Here is a 19,074-nt window from a genome sequence, read left to right as displayed (position 1 = left end):
GACGGGTTCGTCAGTCCACCGTCAGGACGATCTTGCCCACATGCGCGCTCGCATCCATACGGGCGTGAGCGGATGCGGCGTCCTTGAGCGGGAAGGTCTCGTCCATCACCGGGCGGTATTGACCTGCCGCGATCAGCGGAAACACCTTCTCCACGATGGCGGCGGTCAGCGCCGCCTTCTCCGCCACCGGGCGCGAGCGCAGGGTGGAACCGGTGTGAGTCAGGCGCTTCAGCATGAGGCGCATGAAGTCCACCTCGGCCTTGGCGCCCTGCTGGAAGGCGATCTGCACGATGCGCCCGTCCTGGGCCGCGGCCTCGTAATTCTTCTGGATGTAGGGGCCGCCGATCATGTCGAGAATCACGTTGGCGCCCTTGCCGGCGGTGAAGCTCTTCACCTCGGCCACGAAATCCTGGGTGCGGTAGTTCACCGCCAGGTCCGCGCCCAGCTTCAGGCAGGCGGCGCATTTCTCGTCCGATCCCGCCGTCACCACCACCCGGGCGCCGAAGGCCTTGGCCAGCTGGATGGCCGTGGTGCCGATGCCGCTGGACCCGCCGTGCAGCAGCAGCGTCTCGCCCGCCTTCAACTGGCCCCGCTCGAAGATGTTGCTCCACACGGTGAAGGCGGTTTCCGGCAGGGCCGCGGCCTCGGCCGCACTGAGCCCCTCGGGGATGGGCAGGGCGGTGGCCTCGTTCGTGGTGCAATATTGCGCATAGCCGCCGCCGGTGACGAGGGCGCACACCCGGTCGCCCACCTTGAAGCGGCTCGCGCCTTCGCCGAGGGCCACCACGGTGCCGGCGATCTCCAGGCCCGGAATGTCGGAGGCGCCGGGGGGCGGCGGATAGAGGCCCTTGCGCTGCATCACGTCCGGCCGGTTGATGCCGGCGGCCTCCACCTTCACCAGCAGCTCGCCGGGGGCGGGGGCGGGCACCGGGCGGCTGCCGGGCACCAGCACTTCCGGCCCGCCGGGCGCGGAGATGAGGATGGCGGTCATGGTTTCAGGTAATGGGGCAGCAGACGACATGGACGGCTCCGGAAGAACGGGCGGCGCGGCACCTGAGGCGAGCGACCTTTCGGCAAGGACCTTTGGACAATAACCTTGGGGGCAACGACCTTGGGGCGCGGCGGGGCGAGACATGCTCCGGCCGGTCCGGCCGGTTTCCCGTCAAGGCGGCTGTTGCGTGCGGCCTCTTTCAACCGAGGCGGGGACGGGCAAAATAGGAGGAGGCGGTTCGGACCTGAAGTCCGTTCCGCCATGCGAGGCGACAATAGGGAGGGGCGCGCAAGATGCCAATGCAAGATGCCAATGGATGACGACGCTTTGCCCCCGCCGCGCGCGCCGCTGATTGCGGCGGATATCTCGCGCCTGTCGGTGGACGAGATCGAACAACGCATCGCCGACCTCAAGGCGGATATCTCGCGCCTGGAGACGGCGCTCGAAGCCAAGCTCGCCTCGCGGGCGGCGGCGGATGCCGCGTTCAAATTGTAGGGGCAATGACCGGGGGGCAGGGTTTCTAAAGGCGACGCGTTAAGACGGTCTTAATCCCTGCCTGCCAAACTCCACTTGTCCGCAGCGTTCCTCCCAACACCTGACCGGACATGTGACCGAGTATCTGGTTCAAGTACCTGGATCGAGTACCTGGCAACTCTCCCTGTCAGACTTCGGAGCCGCCGCAAGGCGGCTCTTCTTTGCGCGGGGTGCCCGATATCCCCAGCCCTTTGCCGGCTTGGCCCCTTTACGCGCGCGGCCCCATTCCGCTTGATGCACGCCCTTGTGTGAGGAGTGCGGCAGTGCGGGACCGGGACGGGGCGGCGTCTACCACCATCTTCAGCAGCGGCATGGAGAGGCTTGCCTCCGCGCAGGCGCGCCTGTCCTCGACTGCGCTCGACCCATCTGCCGCCGCCGCCCTGCGACGGCTCGTCCTGGATGCGTCCTCGGCGCTGCTGATGCTCGATATGCTAAGCGACGGGGACATGGCGCCGGACCGCGTTCAGCGTGAAGCGGAGCGGCTTCATCTGGCCTTGCCGTCCGGGCTCGTCGAACGCCTGCCGGCGGCGGCCCGGATCGGGGCGCTGGAGCTCGCGACGCTCTGCGGCATGCTCGCCGCGCGCCTTCAGGCGGCAGCGGCGATGGAGACCGCCGGCACACCACGCAACGCAAAAAGCCGCGACGGCGGCACAATCGCCCGCGGCTTCAACTGGTGATGCGATGAACTGGTTGGCGCAAGGGTTCCCCTGCGCCAGGACGGCAAAGCCGCACCGTCAGGCCCTGCGACGCAAATACGCAGGGCCGGATAACGCGGCGGGTGCCGATCAGCCCTTCAGCAGGGCGCCGAACTTGCTCTTGAAGCGGGAAACGCGGCCGCCGCGGTCCATCAGCTGCTGGGTGCCGCCGGTCCACGCGGGATGGGTGCGCGGGTCAATATCGAGCTGAAGGGTGTCACCCTCCTTGCCGTAGGTCGACCGGGTCGTGTACTCGGAACCGTCCGTCATCACCACCTTGATGAAGTGGTAATCGGGGTGGATGTCGCTCTTCATTGGTTTAATCCTTTATCGCCACGCCGACGCCCTCCCGGGGTCCGGCAGCGTCAATTTCGGTTCCTGACGGAAGTGGCGGGTCTATAACCGAGTGCATGCTTTGACACAAGCCGACACCTCAACTGCCCCCAAGAACGCGCCGAAAAACGACGCGCCCGAAGGCGAAGCCTCCCGGCGCCGCAAGGCCAACCTGAAACCGCTGAGGGGCCTTGCCCCTTACCTGTCGCGCTATCGCGGCCGGGTGGCGGCGGCGCTGGTCGCCATCCTGGTGGCGGCGCTGGCGACGCTGGCGCTGCCGCTCGCGGTGCGGCGCATGATCGATTTCGGCTTCGCCGCCGACCATGCTGCTTTGGTGGATCGCTATTTCGCCGTGCTGGTGGCGGTCGCGGCGGTGCTCGCTGCCGCCTCCGCCGCCCGCTATTACCTCGTGACCACGCTGGGCGAGCGAGTGGTGTCGGACCTGCGTACCGCCGTCTTCGCCCGTCTGGTGACTCTGGACGGCGCCTTCTACGATACCGCCCGCTCCGGGGAGCTGACCTCGCGGCTGACGGCGGACACCACCCAGCTCAAGTCGGCGGTGGGCGCCTCCGCCTCCACCGCCTTGCGCAACCTCGTGCTGTGCGTGGGCGGCATCGCCATGATGGTGGTGACCAGCCCGCGCCTCTCGGCCCTCGTATTGGTGGCCATCCCCCTCATCGTGCTGCCGCTGGTGGCCTCGGGCCGCAAGGTGCGCCGGCGCACCCGCCATGCCCAGGACACCCTGGCCGATGCCTCCGCCTATGCCGCCGAGGCGCTCAACGGCATGCGGGCGCTGCAATCCTCCAGCGCGGAAGGCGCCGCGCGGGCGCGCTTCGACGGGGCGGTGGAAGAGGCCTTCACCGCCGCGCAGGATGCGACGCGGGCGCGGGCCTGGCTCACCGGCGTCGCCATCTTCCTCATCACCGCCAGCATCGTCGCGGTGCTGTGGGCGGGCGCCCAGTCGGTGCTCGCCGGCACCATGAGTTCGGGGGCGCTCAGCCAGTTCGTGCTTTATGCGGTGCTGGCCGCCGCTTCGCTGGGTAATCTGTCCGAGACCTGGGGCGAGGTCTCCGCCGCCGCCGGTGCTGCCGAGCGCATCGGCGAACTGCTGAAGGTGGAGCCGCAGGTCCGCATTCCGGCCCATCCCGTGGCGCTGCCGGCGCGGCTGTCCGGTGCCATCAGGTTCGACGAGGTGTCCTTCGCCTATCCCACCCGCGCCGACGACAACGCCCTGCACGGCATCTCCTTTACCGTCCGGCCCGGCGAGCGGGTGGCGCTGGTGGGGCCGTCCGGCGCCGGCAAGAGCAGCGTGTTCCAGTTGCTGGAGCGCTTCTACGATCCGCAGGCCGGGCGCATCCTGCTGGACGAGATGGACATCGGCACCGCCGATCCGGTGGACGTGCGCCGGCAGATCGCGCTGGTGCCGCAGGAGGTCGCCATCTTCGCCGATACCGTGCGCGCCAACATCCGCCTGGGCCGCCCCGATGCCACCGACGCCGAGGTGGAGGCCGCCGGACAGGCGGCGGCGGTGGACGAGTTCGTGGCGCGCCTGCCGCAGGGCTGGGACACCCCGGTGGGCGAGCGGGGGGTGACGCTCTCCGGTGGCCAGCGCCAGCGTATCGTCATCGCCCGCGCCATCCTGCGGGCCGCCCCCATCCTGCTGCTCGACGAGGCGACGAGCGCGCTGGACGCGGAAAGCGAGACCCTGGTGCAGACCGCGCTGGAGCGCTCCATGGAGGGGCGCACCACGCTTGTGATCGCCCACCGGCTGGCCACCGTGCTGGAAGCCGACCGCATTCTCGTCATGGAGGCCGGCCGCATTGTGGATGAGGGCACCCACGCCGAACTGGTGGCCAAGGGCGGCCTCTACGCCCGGCTCGCCCAGCTGCAGTTCAACGCGGCGGCTTAAGGCGCGCCTGGCGCCTGAGCGGGGCCGAGAGGGTAGCGCTCAGGTGCCGCGCCATTCCATGCGGAAGGTGCGGCGGCCGGACATGGGGTTCTCGCCCTCGGCGACGATGGCGAGCCCCATCTTCTCGTAGAAATGCACCGCGCGGGGATTGTCCTGGTTCACGTCCAGGGCGACGAGGGCAGGGGAGATCCGCCGCGCCTCGTCCATCAGCGCCTCGGCCGCGCCCCGGCCCCAGACGCGCGGGGCGACGGCCAGCTGGTCGAGATATCCGGTGCCGGGATGAATGACCACGAACCCCACCACGGCTCCATCCCCTCGCCGATCCCCGTCCTCCTGCCCGTCGAGGGCGACCCGAATCAGCGCGCCCCCAGCCGCAAGCGCATCGAGATGGCTTTCCAGCCACGGCCGGCGGGCCTCGAAATCGATCTCGGGCAGGGTCTTCGCCCAGCTCTCCACCCACAGCTGCGCCATGGCGGGACGATGGGCGGGCAAAGCGGGCGCGATGGTGTAGGGCATGGCGTGATTCAGAGTGGCCGGCGCGACGTGTGGCGCACATGGAGAATGATGACCACATTGGGCCGCAGAAGATAAAAGATCCGAAACGGCAGACCGGAAACGGTCAAAAGGCGGATATCCTTGCGCGCTGTCGGTCGCCCGCTCGACGGGAAATCGCGCAAGGCATCGACCGCGTTCTGGATCCTGCGAACGACCGTCGCGGCACCGTTGGGGCTGTCGCGGGTGATGTGCGTAAAAATCGCATCGAGATCGTCGAGGGCGCGACGGGAATAGCGCAGCTCATGCGCCATGGCGGCGAAACAGGGCTTTCACTTCAGCGTCCGTGGCAAGCCGGCCAGCTTCCACGTCTTCCAGGGCGGCATCGATCGCAGCGTGTTCCTCCGGAGAAAGATCAGCGGGAACGACCCGCTCCTGCTCGATGCGTTCGAGCTGGCGCACTGCCTCCGCCTGGGCATCCTCCGGCCACTTGCTCAGCCGCTGCACCAGGATTTCAAGCCGCTTGTTCATGGCTCAAATCCTAGCACAATCCCTCACCGCTCCGTCAGCTTCAGCTCGATGCGGCGGTTGCGGGCGCGGGCGTCCTCGGTGGCGGCGGCAGCATCGATGGGCTGGTACTCGCCGAAGCCGGCGGCAATCAGGTGCTGCGGGCTCACCCCCTTCGAGATGAGGTACTGAACCACCGCGATGGCGCGTGCCGCCGACAATTCCCAGTTGGAGGGAAACTGCGGCGTGGCGATGGGCCGGTTGTCCGTGTGCCCGTCGATGCGCAGGGCCCATGAAATATCGGGCGGGATGGATTTTTCCAGATCGAGGATGGCGCCCGCCAGCTTGTCCAGTTCGGCCAGGGCCTCGGGGCGCGGGGTGGCGGCGCCGCGGTCGAAGAACACTTCCGACTGGAACACGAAGCGGTCGCCCACCACGCGCACATCCGGCCGGTTGCCGAGGATGTCACGCAGGCGGCCGAAGAATTCCGAGCGGAAGCGCGTCAACTCCTGCACCCTCTGGGCCAGGGCCACATTGAGCCGGCGGCCGAGGTCGGTGATCTTGGTCTGGCTTTCCGCGTCGCGTTTCTCGGAGACGTTGAGGGCCTCCTCCAGCGCCGCCATCTGCCGGCGCAAGGCGGAAATCTGCTGGTTGAGCAGTTCGATCTGGGCGATGGCGCGGGCCGCCACGTCCTTCTGGAGGTCCACCTCGCGGGCGAGGGCCCGGGTGCGGCCGTCGTCGGTGGGGGCCGGGGCGGTGGAAAGCTGGCCCTTGAGGCGGTCGCGCTCGCTCTCGGTGGCCTCCAGCGAGGCGCGCAGGGTGGCAAGCTCGCCGTCCGTGGTCTGGCCGGTGGCGCGCTCCAGCGACAGCAGTTCGGTCAACTGGCGGATCTGCGCCTGCAGCCGCTGCATCACATTGTCCTTGCCCGACATCTCCTGGGTCAGGAAAAACTGGGTGAGCATGAAGACGGACAACAGGAAGATGAACACCAGCAGCAGCGTGGACAGGGCGTCCACGAAGCCGGGCCAGTAATCGATGTGGCGGTCGCGGCCGCGTCTGCCCAAAGCCATGGCTCAGCTCCCGTTTCCACTCACGCGTTCGATCCCGCCGGCGCCCACGGCCTGACCGCCGCGGAAATTCATGCCTTGCCCCGGCCCGAGGTCTCGTCCTCCAGGCGCCGGATGAGCCGCTTGAGTTCCTCGTTCTGGACCCCCTGCGCCTCGACCATCTGCTTCAGCAGCGCCTGTTCCGAGCGCATGTGGGTGACGAGGCCCTGCAGGCTTTCGGCGAGCTGGGCCATGGCGGTGGTCACCCTTTGGGAGCCGGCTTCCGCCATGGTTTTTTCCAGCCGTCCCATGGCGGAGACCAGGGGCGCCGTATCGAACGCCGGCTGCGGCGGCGGCAAAGCGAGGGGCGGGCTGGCGGGAATGGGCTGCGCTGCCGCGGACAGGCGGGCGGGCTCGCGCTCGGCGCCGAACGCGCGCTCGCGCGGCGCTTCATGGGGCGCCACTTGGGGCGCATGGTCGAGGTCGCGCACGGTGGTGGAGAGCCAGTCCTCCAGATCGGTATAGAAGCGCGTCTGCGCCTGCCCGGCCTGAAGGTCGAGGAAGCCGAGCACCAGCGAGCCCGCCAGGCCGAACAGGGAGGACGAGAACGCCGTGCCCATGCCGCCGAGGGGGGCGGCAAGGCCGCTCTTCATGTCCTCGAAGATGGAGCCGGAATCAGGACCCACCTGCAGCGAGCTGATGACCGTGCCGATGGAGGAGACGGTTTCCAGCAGGCCCCAGAAGGTGCCGAGCAGGCCAAGGAACACCAGCAGGCCGGTGAGATAGCGCCCCATGTCCCGGCTCTCGTCGAGGCGGGTGCCGATGGAATCGAGGATGGAGCGCATGGTGGCCTGGGAGATGGACATGCGGCCCACCCGGTCGCCCAGCAGCGCCGCCATGGGCGCGAGCAGTGTGGGCGGGCGCGCCACCGCCAGCCCCGGATCGGAGAGGCGGAAGGAATTCACCCATTCCACCTCCGGAAACAGCCGCGACACCTGCCGGATGGCGAGGATGATGCCCACGGCGAGCACCCCGAAGATGACGCCGTTGAGGCCCGGATTGTTGAGGAAGGCGCTGACGATCTGGCGGTGCAGCACGGCGGCGAGCGCCGCGCACAGGGCCAGGAATACGATCATCCGCACCAGGAAGATCCGGGGGGACGATACCTTGATGTAGGGATCGACGACGCGCGCCATGAAGGGTCCTCGAGCGGAAGGAGCATCGAGCGGAAGATCCGACCCGGCCCTGATAGCAGATCGCGGTGAGTCTGGCTCACCCCAATCCGGTTTTGGCCGCGCGGTGCCCGACTATGGCACAGCGCCGCTGCCCGGCGAAACCGCCATCACCTTGCGGAATACCAGCGACAGGTTGTTCGAGGGCATCTCGACCACCCGGGCGAGGGCAAGGCCGTTCCGCGCCGCGCAGGCGGCCACGTCGGCCAGGTGGCGCAGGCCGAAGCGCGGGTCCTGCCGCTTCAGGTCGGCGTCGAAGGCCTCGTTGCTGGGGGCGGTGGGCACGCCGTCCTGCCGGAAGGCACCATAGGCGAACAGCACGCCGTCCGGCGGCAGGCGGGCACCGGCGCCGCGCATGAGGCCTTCGGTGGCCTCCCACGGGCTGATGTGGATCATGTTGACGCACACCACCGCGTCCAGCTTCCCCACCGGCCATTCGCCGGCGGCGGCGTCCAGGGCGAGGGGCGCGCGCACGTTGGCAAGGCCTTCGGCCGCGATCCAGGCGGCGATGGAGGCCCGCGCCTCGGGCGAAGGGTCGGAGGGCTGCCAGGTGAGGTGCGGCATCTTTCGGGCGAAATACACCGCGTGCTCGCCGGTGCCGCTGGCGATCTCCAGCACCAGCCCGGTCTCGGGCAGAAGGCGAAGAAGCTGGGCGGCGATGGGATCGCGGTTGCGCGCAACCGCCGGGGCGGAGCGGCGCGCGTCGGAAGACGGATCGGGCAAGGTGTGAATTCTCCGCTGTGTCGGGGCTCCCGGAGCCGGTCGGGCCGGGGCGGGTCGGCGTCATCTTGGCGGGCGCGGCTCGCGGGCTCAACCGTGCGTCATGGCTCCATCCGCCGCAGGGGCGTCGCGCGGGCTGAAAATTGACTCCGAGATAATGTGCGATCGTGCAGCCGCGGCGATATAAGGAAGCAAAGCCAGCGCGAGACCGGAACCCTTCTTTCATGACGACAAGCCGTGACGCCAGTTTCCTGGAAGGTGCCTTTGCCCGGGCGCGGCCCCCCGTGGCGGATCGCGCCGTTCATGAGCGTGGGGCTCATGAGAGTGCCGGGCTCGATCGGGCGTTCGACGATCTCGCCGCCTATATGAACGCCTGCATCCTGGGCCAGCCGGCCTTTGTGGAATTGCTGCTCATCGCCGTGCTGGCCGACGGCCACCTCCTGGTGGAGGGCGCGCCCGGCCTTGCCAAGACCAAGGCCATCAAGGCGCTGGCCCGCGCCATCGACCTGAGCGACCAGCGTATCCAGTTCACCCCGGACCTTCTGCCCTCCGACCTCACCGGCACCGACATCTACCGGCCCGAGGACGGCACCTTCCGGTTCCAGAAGGGGCCGCTGTTCCACAATTTCATTCTTGCCGACGAGATCAACCGCGCCCCGGCCAAGGTCCAGTCGGCCCTGCTGGAGGCCATGGCCGAGCGGCAGGTGACGGTCGGCGGCAAGACCTACCGTCTCGACGACCTGTTCATGGTGATGGCGACGCAGAACCCCATCGAGCAGGAGGGCACCTATCCCCTGCCCGAGGCCCAGCTCGACCGCTTCCTGCTGCATGTGCGCATCGATTTCCCCGATATCGCCGCCGAGCGCGAGATCCTGCGCCTGGTGCGCGGCGAAGCGCGGGGCGTGGCGCCGGACTTCGGCCCGCCTCTGCCGCAGGAGGTGGTGTTCGCCGCCCGGCGCGCGGTGGCGGCCGTGCATATGGCAGAGCCGGTGGAGGAGTACCTGCTCCAGATGGTGCAGGCGACGCGCCATCCCGAGCTGTACGGCGCCGACCTCGAAGGGCTGGTGAGCTTCGGCGCGAGCCCGCGCGGCACCATCTCCCTCGACCGCTGCGCCCGCGCCCACGCCTGGCGGCGCAAGCGCGACTATGTGGTGCCGGAGGACGTGCAGGCCGTGCTGAAGCCGGTGCTGCGCCACCGCGTGCTCATGACCTTCGAGGCCGAGGCGGACGGGGTGACGAGCGACGATTTCATCGATCTCCTCATCGCCCGGGTGCCGGTGGGCTGAGGTCGCGGACAGCCATGTCGGACCGGGAGATGTCGGAACGGGAGATGTCGGACAAGGATCCGTTGAAGGGCATTGTCGCCCGCCTGCCGGAGCTTCTGGCGGTACGCCCGCGCGGGGGCGGCGGCTTTGCGCCCGGCGGCAAGGTGCGCACCCACCAGTTCGGCGGCCACCGCTCGTCCTTCCGCGGCCGGGGCATGGAATTTGACGAGGTGCGTGCCTACCATCCCGGCGACGATGTGCGCACCATCGACTGGCGCGTCACCGCCCGCACCGGGCGCACCCATACCAAGCTGTTCCAGGAGGAGCGCGAGCGCCCGGTCCTGATCCTTGCCGACGCACGCGGGGCCATGCGCTTCGGCACGCGCGGCAGCTTCAAGTCGGTGCTGGCGGCCAAGGCGGCGGCCATCCTCGCCTGGGTGGGCATCGCCGGCGGCGACCGGGTGGGCGGCGTGGTGCTGGCGCCCTCCGGCGTCGGCGCCTTCCAGCCGGAGCGCAGCCGCCGGCGGATTTTGAATTTCGTGCGCGCCGTGGCCGACGCCACTGCCGAGCGGGTGGGACCGGAGGGGACGGGGCCCACGCTGGCGGAAGCCCTGGCGCGGACGCGTGCGCTGGCCCGGCCGGGCACGCTGGTCTTCCTCATCACCGACTTTGCCGATCTCGACGCCCATGCGGTGCGCGAGGTGGAGCGGCTCGCGGTGGACAGCCACGTCACCTGCCTGTTCGTGTTCGACCGGCTGGAGGCGCAGATGCCCGACCCCGGCCTCTATCCAGTCACCGACGGGGTGGCGGTGGCGCGGCTCGATGCGGAGCGCGCGGCGCTGCGGGACGCCTATGCCCAGCGCTTTGCGGTGCGCCACGACGGCGTCGAGCGGATCTGCCGCGAACGCGGCATGACCTTCCTCGATCTTGAGACCGGCAGCGATCCGGCGGATGTGCTGCACCCCGAGCGGCTGCGGCCGCTCCAGTCGGCGGGGCGGCGGGTGCTGGCATGACGTCTCCCGCGACGCCCGCTCCCCTCGCGCCCGATTTCTCGACACCGGATTTCCTGACGCCGGGCCTCAAGCTGCCCGACGCCCCGGCCCCCTCGCTTGAGGAACAGCTCGCCGGCCTGCGGGATATCCATCTGCCGCCGGACGTGCCGTTCTGGCCGCCCGCGCCCGGCTGGTACGCGCTGGCGGGGCTGGTCCTGCTGGTGGGATTGGTGCTCGCCATCCGCGAATGGCGCTGGCGGCAGACCCTCGCCTACAAGGCTTTGAAGGAGTTCGAGGCGACGCTGGCCCAGGCCGATGCGCAAGAGGGAGCGCGCGATGGCCTGCCCGATGCCCAGGCCATCGCCGTGGCGGCCTCCGGGGTGCTGCGCCGGCTCGTGCGCGCCCAGTCGGGGAATGCGGCCACGGCCCTCACGGGCGAGGCATGGACGCGGGTGCTGGTGGCCGGCAAGGCGGGCTTCGGCGTCGCCGAGGCCGCTTTCCTCGCCCGCGCACCCTATTACCCGCCCGCAGCCGCACCCGATGCCGGGATCGCGCCCAAGGCCTTCGTGACCGCCGTGCGGCGCTGGATCAGGGCGCGCTCATGATCACGCTCCAATGGCCCTTCGTGCTGGCGCTGCTGCCGCTGCCGTTCCTCGTCCGCCTGCTGCTGCCGCGCGCGCCGGAGCGGCGGGCCGGCGCCCTGCGCCTGCCGTTCTTCGCCGAGCTGGCCCGCGCCGGCCTCGTCACCGACGGCCGACCCCGCTTCAGCCGCCTGCGGCTGGCGGCGCTCGCCTTCATCTGGACCCTGCTGGTCATCGCCGCCGCGCGGCCAGTCTATGTGGGCTCGCCCGTCGCCATCCCCGTGGAGGGGCGCGAGATGATGCTGGCGGTGGACCTCTCCGCCTCCATGTCGTCACAGGACCTGGCCCAGTCCGGCGTGCCGGCGAACCGGCTCCAGGTGGTCAAACGGGTGGCGGACGACTTTATCGCCCGTCGCACCGGCGACCGCATCGGCCTCATCCTGTTCAGCACGCGGGCCTATGTGCAGGCGCCGCTGACGCTAGACCGCTCCGTGGTGCGCCAGCTCCTCGCCGAGGCCTCGATCGGCATGACCGGGGGCAGAACCTCCATCGGCGACGCCATCGGCCTGGCGGTGAAGACCCTGCGCGACCGGTCGGCGAAGGATCGCGTGCTGATCCTGCTCACCGACGGCGCCAATACCTCCGGCGTGCTTGATCCCATCGAGGCGGCGGCCATCGCGGCCAATGAGAATGTGCGCATCCACACCATCGGCGTTGGCGCCGACACCAATGCCATCGACATTCAGCCCGGCATGGCCTTGAATTCGTCCGGCGACCTCGACGAGAACGCGCTGAAGAAGATCGCCGCGATGACCGGCGGCCAGTATTTCCGCGCCCGGAACGACAAGGGCCTCGCCGCCATCTACGCCGATATCGACCGGCTGGAGCCGGTGGCGGGGGACCCGCAATATGTGCGCCCCACCATCGCCCTGTTCTACTGGCCGCTCGGGGCGGCCCTGCTGTTGAGCTTCCTCCTCTCGGCCCTGCTGCTGGTGAATCTGCCCCTGCGCCGCCGCGCGGGCGGGGGTGAGCTGGCGCGCGCGGAGGGTCCCGCCTGATGCCGGCGAGCTTCCATTTGCTGCGGCCCGAATGGCTGCTGGCCCTTTTGCCTGCGGCTGTGCTCGCAACGCTTTTGTGGCGCCGGCTCAGGCAGGGCGCAAACGACTGGTCGCGGGTGGTGGACCCCCATCTGCTCGTCCATCTCGCCGCGTCCGGTGGACGACAGGCCGGCCGCTGGCCGATCCTGCTGCTGCTGGCGGGCTGGATCGCGGCCATCCTCGCCATGGCCGGGCCCACATGGGAGAAGCTGCCGCAGCCGGCGGGCGGGCGGCTCGAACCCGTGGTGGTGGCGCTCAGCCTCACCCGCTCCATGGGCGCCAGCGACGCCAGCCCCACCCGCCTTGCCGCCGCCCGTTACAAGGTGGCGGACGTGCTGTCGCGCATGCGCGGCGGCGAGGTGGCGCTGGTGGTCTATGCCGACATTCCTTTTACCGCCGCGCCCCTCACGCAGGATGCCCGCTTGGTGGGCCAGATGCTGCCGGACCTCGCCACCAATTTGATGCGCGGCGGCCCGGCGCGCATCGACCTCGCCATCGAGAAGGGGGTGGAGCTTCTCAAGGGTGCCGGCGCGTCCTCCGGGCGCATCCTCATTCTGGCGGACGGTGTGGGGGATGACCCGTCGAAGGCGCAGGCGGCGGCCAGGGCAGCGGCGGCGGCGGGCTTCAAGGTCAATGTGATCGGCGTCGGGGCCTCCGGCGCGGACGGGGCGCCGGCTTTGGATGCGGCGGGCCTCTCCGCCCTCGCGGTTGCCGGGCGCGGCACCTTCTCCCGCCTCACCGCCGACGACAGCGACCTGGAAAGCACCCTGCCGCTGACGAGCGACTCCGCCACGGCGCCGCCGATCGAACAGGATGGTTTCACGGCGGATGTGTGGGCGGACATGGGGCCGTTCGTGCTCGTCATCGCCGTGCTGCTGGCGCCTTTTGCTTTCCGCCGGGGGTGGATCGCGGTGCTCTTTCTCGCCGCCCTGCCGGCCGTGTTCGCGCCCCATCCGGCGGCGGCGGGAACATGGGACGACCTGTGGTGGCGGCCGGACCAGCAGGGCGCCTCCGCCTTCAGCGCGGGCGACTATGGGGCTGCCGCCCAGCGCTTCGAGGACCCGGCGTGGCGGGCGGGCGCGCTCTACAAGGCCGGCGATCACGCGGGCGCGGCAGCGGCCTATACGGGCCTTCCCGGCGCCGACTATAATCGCGCAAACGCCCTCGCCCGCTCCGACCGGCTGGAGGAGGCCGTCGCCGCCTACGACGCCGCCCTCAAGGCCGATCCCGCCGACGCCGACGCCAGGTTCAACCGGGATCTGGTGCAGGCCATCCTCGACGCCCGCAAGAAGAAGGACGACGAGAAAAAGGACGACAAGGGCAAGCCCGGCGGAGGCGGTGGGGGCGGCGGCCAGCAGAATGCCGGCGGCAAATCCGATCCCAGCAAGCCAGATCCGAGCAAGTCCGATCCGTCCAAGGCGGACCCTTCCAAGTCTGATCCGGCGAAACCCGATCCGACCAAACCTTCCGCTGCGAAGCCAGATGGGACCAGGGCCGATCCGCAGGCGGCTGGCGCAGCAGCGCCGCCGACCTCCGCAACGCCACAGAGGCCAGCGCCGCTGCCCCCGCGCAAGCCCTCCGCGATCGCCGGTGCGCCGCCCCAGCAGCCCCTCGCGCCTCAGCCGCTGTCGCTGCCACCGCCGCTGCCGTTGGGCCTGCCTGGCGCCCCCCCCGACAGCGGCGACGCGAACACGGCGTTTGAGCCTCCGCCCGCCGCGCCCACCCAGTCCCCGCCGCCCCCGACGGCGGCCGCCGCGCCGCCGCCCCCAAGCCGCAATGACGGCACGGCAGTGGTCAATTCCACGGCGGACGACGAGCAGAATCGGGAGCAGGCACTGCGGCAGGTGCCGGACGATCCGGGCAGCTTGCTGCGTGCCCGTATCCGCGCCCGTTATTTTGGCGGGCCGGTGAGCGTTCCGGCGGAGGGCGAGCCATGATCCGCCGCGCTCTGGCCCTCGTCTTGCTCCTCGCCGTGCTGTTGCCGGCGACGCCGCTCTTCGCCGGCGCCTTCAAGGCGAGCATCGAGCGTATGCCCACCGACCAGGGCGAACCCTTCGAGCTGGTTCTGAGCCTCGCCGGCCGCGACAGCCTGGAACCACCGAACGTGTCGCCGCTGACGAAGGACTTCGAGATTCTCGACCGACGCAAGATCAGCCGGGTGGAGACCGTCGCCGGACAACGGGTCGAGGTGAACGAATGGGGGCTGATGCTGATGGCCAAGCATGCCGGTCGCCTCACCATTCCGCCCCTGTCCCTCGCCGGCGAGACAAGCGCACCCATCGACCTGGACATCGCTGCTATCGAGGTACCGGACGACGGGCCGATCGCCCTGGCAGTCCAGGTGCAAGCAACCCCGCCGTTCTTCCTGCAGAGCGAGATTCCGGTGGCGGTGCGCATGTTTGACCGCGTCGGTGCGCTGGAGGCGTCGTCCACCGAGCCATCCGCCAACGGCGCCTCCTTCACTCCTGATGGGGAGCTGCAATCTTCTGCCCGCATCATCGGCCGGCAGAACTACCGCGTGATGGACCTGCGCTACATCATGCGGCCCCAGCGCACCGGAACCATCCAGATCCCCTCGGTGGCGCTCAAGGCCATGATCCCCACGTCGCCGCCGGGCGCGCAGGAGCAGGCCCGCACGCTGGGCCGGTCGGACATGACGTGGCTCGGCGGCGTGTTTGATGCCGGCCGCCAGGTCACGGTTTTTTCCAATCCGGTGGAGGTGGAGATCAGCCCACGCCCCGCCGGCGTTACCGGCTGGTTCCTGCCGGCCCGGTCGGTGACGCTGCGGGAAAGCTGGTCGCGTCCGCCGGGCGAGGCCAAGGTCGGTGGCGCGCTGGTGCGCACCCTGCGTCTGGAGGTGAAGGGCGCGAGCCCGGGCCAGCTGCCGCCGCTGGCGGCGCCGGAGGTGGACGGCGTGCGCCAATATGCCGACGAGGGCAAGCCCGAGGCCTCATCCGTGGACGGCGGTATGGGCGCCGTGGTGGAGACGCGGGTCTCCGTGGTTCCGACACGGGCCGGCACGGTGACGCTGCCGGCCATCTCCGTGCCCTGGTGGAACGTGGTGGCAAACCGCGCCGAGACGGCCACCCTGCCGGCGGTGACCCTCACCGTGGCGGCGTCTGCCGATGGCAGTACGGCGCGGGCGCCGGCTTCTCATGTTGCCGCACCGGCGCCATCGCCGGTGGCCGATGGCGCGCAGGGCGGGTGGAGCGGGCGCGACCTGATGGCCGCTTTCGTCGTGGTCGTGCTGGTGGTGGGAACCGTCTATTACAGCGGGCGTCGGCGGCGTCCGGCGGAGGCCGAGCCCCGGCCGGACCCATTGCATCCCGGAGCCATCCGTCCGGTCGTGGCCGGTGGTGGCCGCATGGCCGGGCGCCCGGCGCTGGCGCCCCTGGATGTGGAGGCGGCGGCGCGGGCGCTCGATGCCGCCTGTCGCAGCCATGATGCCGCCGCTGCCCACCGCGCCTGGCTCGTCCTCGGTCGTGCCATGGGCGGCATGGGCGGCATGGGTGCACCGGCGCCGCGCACCCGCGAGATGGCGCAGGCGGTGGGCGACTTGAGCCAGTACCTGTATGCGGGCGGTGTCGGGGGGTGGGATGGGAGCGCCTTGCGCAAGGCGCTCGCCGCCGAACGGCGCGCCGCGCGCGGGCGCAACTCCGCCAAGGCCCGGGGCCTCCAGCCGCTCTATCCGGCCGGACCGGGCGCAACCTGAGGAGACCGCAGAGCATGACCAAGGCGCCTTTTGTGGTGATCGCGGAGTTTGATGTCGAGCCCGCCCGCCTCGACGATTTCCTCGCCGTTGCGCGCGATGACGCCGCCCATTCGGTGGCCGATGAGCCCGGCTGCCGGCAGTTCGAGGTGATTGTGCTGGAGGGGTCCTCCACCGTGGTGTTCTACGAGGTCTATGACGATCGCGCCGCGTTCGACGCCCATCTGGAAACGCCCCACCTTGCCCGTTTCCGCGATGCTTTTCCGGCCCTGATCCGCGCGGAGCAGAGGGTGCGTTTCGGCGTACTGCGCGGCGCATAGCGACTGGGCAGGCTCTGGAACCCTTCCGCCCCAACTCGGCTGTTGCCGAGTTCGGTTCTCCAAGAGCCCAGGCCGGAAACATCCGGCTTCGATGCGGGAGAGGGGACCTTTCGAATTGAGCCACGCCCCCCGCACCAAATCGCTTGCCAGCGGCGCCGCATTGTATCAATATCTCAATTGATCTTGAGGTATTGAAATGGATGAAGCCCGCGCCCTTGCCGCCTTTGGCGCCCTCTCCCAGGAGACGCGGCTGCGCATCGTCCGGTTGCTGGTGGAAGCCGGCCCGGACGGCCTGCCCGCCGGCGCCATCGGCGCGGCCATGGACGGGGCCTCGTCCTCGCGCATGTCGTTTCATCTGAGCCACCTGGAGCAGGCGGGGCTAGTGGCCTCCCGGCGCGAGGGGCGCTCCATCCTCTACAGCGCGGTCTATCCGACCCTCTCCGGGCTGGTCGCCTTCCTGATGCGCGACTGCTGCCAGGGCCACCCCGAAGTGTGCGCCCCCGCCATTGCCGCCCTGTCCTGCGCCTGCGAACCGAACGAGAACCCCCATGCCTGACGCGATGTTGCCTGAAGCGATGACGCCTGAAGCGATGAGGCCTGACGCCGCCACCGGGCACGTCTACAACGTGCTGTTTCTGTGCACCGGCAATTCCGCCCGCTCCATCCTCGCCGAGAGCATTCTGGCCAAGGATGGCGCCGGGCGCTTCCGCGCCTTTTCGGCCGGCAGCCAGCCCAAGGGCGAGGTGAACCCCTTCACCCTGAAGGTGCTGGGCGCCTTCGACTATCCCGCCGAGGGCTTCCGCTCCAAGAGCTGGGCGGAGTTCGCGGCCCCTGATGCACCGGTGATGGATTTCGTCTTCACCGTCTGCGACAACGCCGCGGGCGAGGCCTGCCCGCTCTGGCCGGGCCAGCCCATGACGGCCCATTGGGGCATCGCGGACCCCGCCGCGGTGGAGGGCACCGACATCCAGAAGGAGGCCGCCTTCGTCGCCGCCTTCCGCTATCTGCGCAACCGCATCTCGGTCTTCACCGCCCTGCCCATGGCGAAGCTCGACCGGCTCACCCTCGGCGCCCATCTGCGGGAGATCGGCCGGCTCGACGGCGCAACCCAGCCCCGGCAGGATGTCGCGTGAGGCCCGCCATGGACGTGATCATCTATCACAACCCCGCCTGCGGCACCTCGCGCAACACCCTCGCCATGATCCGCAACGCGGGCATCGAGCCGCATGTGATCGAATATCTGAAGACGCCGCCGGCCCGTGCCCTGCTCCAGCAGCTCATCGCCCGCGCCGGCCTCACGGTGCGCGATGCCCTGCGGGAGAAGGGCACGCCCTACGCCGAGCTTGGCCTTGCCGATCCGGCGCTGACCGACGACGCGCTGCTCGACGCCATGATGGCTCACCCTATCCTGATCAACCGGCCGCTGGTGGTGTCGCCCAAGGGCGTGCGCCTGTGCCGGCCGTCCGAACGGGTGCTGGACCTTTTGCCGCCCCAGCGGGGTGCCTTCACCAAGGAAGACGGCGAGCGTGTGGTGGACGACGCCGGCCTGCCTGTCACCGCCGGCTGACGCCCGGCAGAGAGATTGCGATCATGTCCATTTTCGAGCGGTTCCTGACCGTGTGGGTCGGCCTGTGCATCATCGCCGGCATCGCGCTGGGCCATCTGGCGCCCTCGGCCTTCCAGGCCATCGCCGCCGTGGAGGTGGCGAACGTCAATATTCCGGTGGCGGTGCTCATCTGGCTGATGATCGTGCCCATGCTGCTGCGGATCGATTTCGCCGCCCTCACCGAGGTCGGGCGCCATTGGCGCGGCATCGGCGTGACGCTGCTGGTGAACTGGGCGGTGAAGCCGTTCTCCATGGCGCTGCTCGGCTGGCTGTTCATCGGCTGGCTGTTCCGGCCGCTGCTGCCGGCCGACCAGATCGACAGCTATATCGCCGGCCTCATCATCCTGGCCGCCGCGCCCTGCACCGCCATGGTGTTCGTGTGGTCGAACCTGACCCGGGGCGAGCCCCATTTCACCCTGTCCCAGGTGGCGCTCAACGATGCCATCATGGTGGTGGCCTTCGCCCCCATCGTGGCCCTGCTGCTGGGGCTGTCCGCCATCACCGTGCCGTGGGGCACGCTGGTGCTGTCGGTGGTGCTCTACATCATCGTTCCGGTGATCGTGGCCCAGCTGGTGCGTCGCAGCCTGCTGGCGCGTGGCGGGCCGCAAGCGCTCGAGAGCGTGCTGGCGACCCTTGGCCCGGTCTCGCTGGTGGCGCTGCTGGCGACGCTGGTGCTGCTGTTCGGCTTCCAGGGTGAGCAGATCATCGCCCAGCCGCTGGTGATTGCGCTTCTCGCGGTGCCGATCCTGATCCAGGTCTATTTCAACTCGGGCCTCGCCTATATCCTCAACCGCATGGCGGGAGAGGAACATTGCGTGGCGGGGCCGTCCGCCCTCATCGGCGCCTCCAACTTCTTCGAGCTGGCGGTGGCGGCGGCCATCAGCCTGTTCGGCTTCCAGTCCGGGGCGGCGCTCGCCACCGTGGTGGGCGTGCTCATCGAGGTGCCGGTGATGCTCTCGGTGGTGTGGATCGTGAACCGCTCCAAGGGCTGGTACGAGCGCGGGGGGCAGGCTGCCAAGCCCGCGCGCCAGACGCCATGACACAG

Annotated in this window: 22 protein-coding genes; 14 read left to right on the top strand and 8 right to left on the bottom strand. The window is 69.8% G+C overall.

The features are described 5' to 3' along the window. Positions 1–10 precede the first annotated feature (10 nt). The gene (locus tag V5F48_RS10875; RefSeq protein WP_394258721.1) at positions 11–1,021 is read right to left on the bottom strand and encodes an NAD(P)H-quinone oxidoreductase; all 1,011 of its coding nucleotides are present in this window, start codon (positions 1,019–1,021) and stop codon (positions 11–13) included. 282 nt (positions 1,022–1,303) lie between these two features. Between V5F48_RS10875 and V5F48_RS10870 the strand changes: the two genes are divergently transcribed. Together V5F48_RS10870 and V5F48_RS10865 are read left to right on the top strand one after the other, a co-directional pair. Next, on the top strand, positions 1,304–1,486 hold the full coding sequence (locus V5F48_RS10870) for a DUF1192 domain-containing protein (protein WP_394258720.1): 183 nt from the start codon (positions 1,304–1,306) through the stop codon (positions 1,484–1,486). 302 nt (positions 1,487–1,788) lie between these two features. Beyond that, the gene (locus tag V5F48_RS10865) at positions 1,789–2,202 is read left to right on the top strand and encodes a hypothetical protein (protein ID WP_394258719.1); all 414 of its coding nucleotides are present in this window, start codon (positions 1,789–1,791) and stop codon (positions 2,200–2,202) included. 108 nt (positions 2,203–2,310) lie between these two features. On the opposite strand, the gene rpmE is transcribed toward V5F48_RS10865, so the two are convergent. Continuing rightward, complete coding sequence (gene rpmE / locus V5F48_RS10860) at positions 2,311–2,535, bottom strand: 50S ribosomal protein L31 (protein WP_012112862.1); 225 nt, start codon at positions 2,533–2,535, stop codon at positions 2,311–2,313. A 91-nt stretch (positions 2,536–2,626) separates the two neighbouring features. Between rpmE and V5F48_RS10855 the strand changes: the two genes are divergently transcribed. Then, positions 2,627–4,462: an ABC transporter transmembrane domain-containing protein gene (locus tag V5F48_RS10855; RefSeq protein ID WP_394258718.1), complete on the top strand. Its 1,836-nt coding sequence runs from the start codon at positions 2,627–2,629 to the stop codon at positions 4,460–4,462. A 39-nt stretch (positions 4,463–4,501) separates the two neighbouring features. Here V5F48_RS10855 and V5F48_RS10850 read toward each other — a convergent pair whose 3' ends face one another. The 6 genes from V5F48_RS10850 to V5F48_RS10825 all read right to left on the bottom strand — a co-directional run bounded on the left by V5F48_RS10850 (position 4,502) and on the right by V5F48_RS10825 (position 8,462). After that, positions 4,502–4,978: a GNAT family N-acetyltransferase gene (locus V5F48_RS10850; protein WP_394258717.1), complete on the bottom strand. Its 477-nt coding sequence runs from the start codon at positions 4,976–4,978 to the stop codon at positions 4,502–4,504. 8 nt (positions 4,979–4,986) lie between these two features. Further along, complete coding sequence (locus V5F48_RS10845; protein ID WP_394258716.1) at positions 4,987–5,268, bottom strand: type II toxin-antitoxin system RelE/ParE family toxin; 282 nt, start codon at positions 5,266–5,268, stop codon at positions 4,987–4,989. Next, a complete protein-coding gene (locus V5F48_RS10840) occupies positions 5,258–5,485 on the bottom strand; it encodes a hypothetical protein (protein WP_394258715.1) in 228 nt (75 codons plus the stop codon). The genes V5F48_RS10845 and V5F48_RS10840 overlap by 11 nt, the downstream gene beginning before the upstream one ends. 23 nt (positions 5,486–5,508) lie before the next feature. Further along, entirely contained in the window at positions 5,509–6,531 is a 1,023-nt protein-coding gene (locus V5F48_RS10835; protein ID WP_394258714.1) for a peptidoglycan -binding protein, read from the bottom strand. Between the two features lie 68 nt (positions 6,532–6,599). Next, positions 6,600–7,703: a flagellar motor protein MotA gene (locus V5F48_RS10830; protein ID WP_394258713.1), complete on the bottom strand. Its 1,104-nt coding sequence runs from the start codon at positions 7,701–7,703 to the stop codon at positions 6,600–6,602. A gap of 111 nt (positions 7,704–7,814) precedes the next feature. Beyond that, entirely contained in the window at positions 7,815–8,462 is a 648-nt protein-coding gene (locus V5F48_RS10825) for a DUF938 domain-containing protein (protein WP_394109055.1), read from the bottom strand. Between the two features lie 362 nt (positions 8,463–8,824). On the opposite strand from V5F48_RS10825, the gene V5F48_RS10820 reads away from it, so the two are divergent. From V5F48_RS10820 to arsB, 11 genes are all read left to right on the top strand, one after another. After that, positions 8,825–9,745: an AAA family ATPase gene (locus V5F48_RS10820; RefSeq protein ID WP_282642789.1), complete on the top strand. Its 921-nt coding sequence runs from the start codon at positions 8,825–8,827 to the stop codon at positions 9,743–9,745. A 44-nt stretch (positions 9,746–9,789) separates the two neighbouring features. Further along, on the top strand, positions 9,790–10,737 hold the full coding sequence (locus tag V5F48_RS10815) for a DUF58 domain-containing protein (RefSeq protein ID WP_394258712.1): 948 nt from the start codon (positions 9,790–9,792) through the stop codon (positions 10,735–10,737). After that, a complete protein-coding gene (locus V5F48_RS10810; protein ID WP_394258711.1) occupies positions 10,734–11,321 on the top strand; it encodes a DUF4381 domain-containing protein in 588 nt (195 codons plus the stop codon). The genes V5F48_RS10815 and V5F48_RS10810 overlap by 4 nt, the downstream gene beginning before the upstream one ends. Beyond that, on the top strand, positions 11,318–12,355 hold the full coding sequence (locus V5F48_RS10805) for a VWA domain-containing protein (protein WP_394258710.1): 1,038 nt from the start codon (positions 11,318–11,320) through the stop codon (positions 12,353–12,355). The genes V5F48_RS10810 and V5F48_RS10805 overlap by 4 nt, the downstream gene beginning before the upstream one ends. After that, entirely contained in the window at positions 12,355–14,331 is a 1,977-nt protein-coding gene (locus tag V5F48_RS10800) for a VWA domain-containing protein (RefSeq protein WP_394258709.1), read from the top strand. Before V5F48_RS10805 ends, V5F48_RS10800 begins: the two co-directional genes overlap by 1 nt. Next, positions 14,328–16,106 (top strand): BatD family protein, encoded by a 1,779-nt coding sequence (locus V5F48_RS10795; RefSeq protein WP_394258708.1) that lies wholly within the window; start codon positions 14,328–14,330, stop codon positions 16,104–16,106. The genes V5F48_RS10800 and V5F48_RS10795 overlap by 4 nt, the downstream gene beginning before the upstream one ends. Before the next feature lie 14 nt (positions 16,107–16,120). Then, positions 16,121–16,423 (top strand): putative quinol monooxygenase, encoded by a 303-nt coding sequence (locus V5F48_RS10790; protein WP_394258707.1) that lies wholly within the window; start codon positions 16,121–16,123, stop codon positions 16,421–16,423. Between the two features lie 196 nt (positions 16,424–16,619). After that, positions 16,620–16,979: an ArsR/SmtB family transcription factor gene (locus tag V5F48_RS10785; RefSeq protein ID WP_394258706.1), complete on the top strand. Its 360-nt coding sequence runs from the start codon at positions 16,620–16,622 to the stop codon at positions 16,977–16,979. A gap of 34 nt (positions 16,980–17,013) precedes the next feature. Then, positions 17,014–17,556, top strand: coding sequence for an arsenate reductase ArsC (locus V5F48_RS10780; protein WP_394258705.1), 543 nt, complete (start codon positions 17,014–17,016; stop codon positions 17,554–17,556). Positions 17,557–17,564: 8 nt separating this feature from the next. Continuing rightward, positions 17,565–17,990 (top strand): arsenate reductase (glutaredoxin), encoded by a 426-nt coding sequence (gene arsC, locus V5F48_RS10775; RefSeq protein WP_394109063.1) that lies wholly within the window; start codon positions 17,565–17,567, stop codon positions 17,988–17,990. Positions 17,991–18,013: 23 nt separating this feature from the next. Then, a complete protein-coding gene (gene arsB, locus V5F48_RS10770) occupies positions 18,014–19,069 on the top strand; it encodes an ACR3 family arsenite efflux transporter (protein WP_394258704.1) in 1,056 nt (351 codons plus the stop codon). Positions 19,070–19,074: the final 5 nt, after the last annotated feature.

The organism is Xanthobacter autotrophicus ATCC 700552, from assembly GCF_043194565.1.
GTDB classification, from domain to species: domain Bacteria; phylum Pseudomonadota; class Alphaproteobacteria; order Rhizobiales; family Xanthobacteraceae; genus Xanthobacter; species Xanthobacter autotrophicus_F.
This window is presented reverse-complemented; position numbering and strand designations above follow the sequence as displayed.

Bases quoted from the DNA above. Each gene is read 5' to 3' on its own strand.
- V5F48_RS10875 (WP_394258721.1), bottom strand. From the start codon at position 1,021: ATGTCGTCTGCTGCCCCATTACCTGAAACCATGACCGCCATCCTCATC.
- V5F48_RS10870 (WP_394258720.1), top strand. From the start codon at position 1,304: ATGGATGACGACGCTTTGCCCCCGCCGCGCGCGCCGCTGATTGCGGCG.
- rpmE (WP_012112862.1), bottom strand. From the start codon at position 2,535: ATGAAGAGCGACATCCACCCCGATTACCACTTCATCAAGGTGGTGATG.
- V5F48_RS10850 (WP_394258717.1), bottom strand. From the start codon at position 4,978: ATGCCCTACACCATCGCGCCCGCTTTGCCCGCCCATCGTCCCGCCATG.
- V5F48_RS10845 (WP_394258716.1), bottom strand. From the start codon at position 5,268: ATGGCGCATGAGCTGCGCTATTCCCGTCGCGCCCTCGACGATCTCGAT.
- V5F48_RS10840 (WP_394258715.1), bottom strand. From the start codon at position 5,485: ATGAACAAGCGGCTTGAAATCCTGGTGCAGCGGCTGAGCAAGTGGCCG.
- V5F48_RS10835 (WP_394258714.1), bottom strand. From the start codon at position 6,531: ATGGCTTTGGGCAGACGCGGCCGCGACCGCCACATCGATTACTGGCCC.
- V5F48_RS10830 (WP_394258713.1), bottom strand. From the start codon at position 7,703: ATGGCGCGCGTCGTCGATCCCTACATCAAGGTATCGTCCCCCCGGATC.
- V5F48_RS10820 (WP_282642789.1), top strand. From the start codon at position 8,825: ATGAACGCCTGCATCCTGGGCCAGCCGGCCTTTGTGGAATTGCTGCTC.
- V5F48_RS10815 (WP_394258712.1), top strand. From the start codon at position 9,790: ATGTCGGACAAGGATCCGTTGAAGGGCATTGTCGCCCGCCTGCCGGAG.
- V5F48_RS10810 (WP_394258711.1), top strand. From the start codon at position 10,734: ATGACGTCTCCCGCGACGCCCGCTCCCCTCGCGCCCGATTTCTCGACA.
- V5F48_RS10805 (WP_394258710.1), top strand. From the start codon at position 11,318: ATGATCACGCTCCAATGGCCCTTCGTGCTGGCGCTGCTGCCGCTGCCG.
- V5F48_RS10800 (WP_394258709.1), top strand. From the start codon at position 12,355: ATGCCGGCGAGCTTCCATTTGCTGCGGCCCGAATGGCTGCTGGCCCTT.
- V5F48_RS10795 (WP_394258708.1), top strand. From the start codon at position 14,328: ATGATCCGCCGCGCTCTGGCCCTCGTCTTGCTCCTCGCCGTGCTGTTG.
- V5F48_RS10790 (WP_394258707.1), top strand. From the start codon at position 16,121: ATGACCAAGGCGCCTTTTGTGGTGATCGCGGAGTTTGATGTCGAGCCC.
- V5F48_RS10785 (WP_394258706.1), top strand. From the start codon at position 16,620: ATGGATGAAGCCCGCGCCCTTGCCGCCTTTGGCGCCCTCTCCCAGGAG.
- V5F48_RS10780 (WP_394258705.1), top strand. From the start codon at position 17,014: ATGAGGCCTGACGCCGCCACCGGGCACGTCTACAACGTGCTGTTTCTG.
- arsC (WP_394109063.1), top strand. From the start codon at position 17,565: ATGGACGTGATCATCTATCACAACCCCGCCTGCGGCACCTCGCGCAAC.
- arsB (WP_394258704.1), top strand. From the start codon at position 18,014: ATGTCCATTTTCGAGCGGTTCCTGACCGTGTGGGTCGGCCTGTGCATC.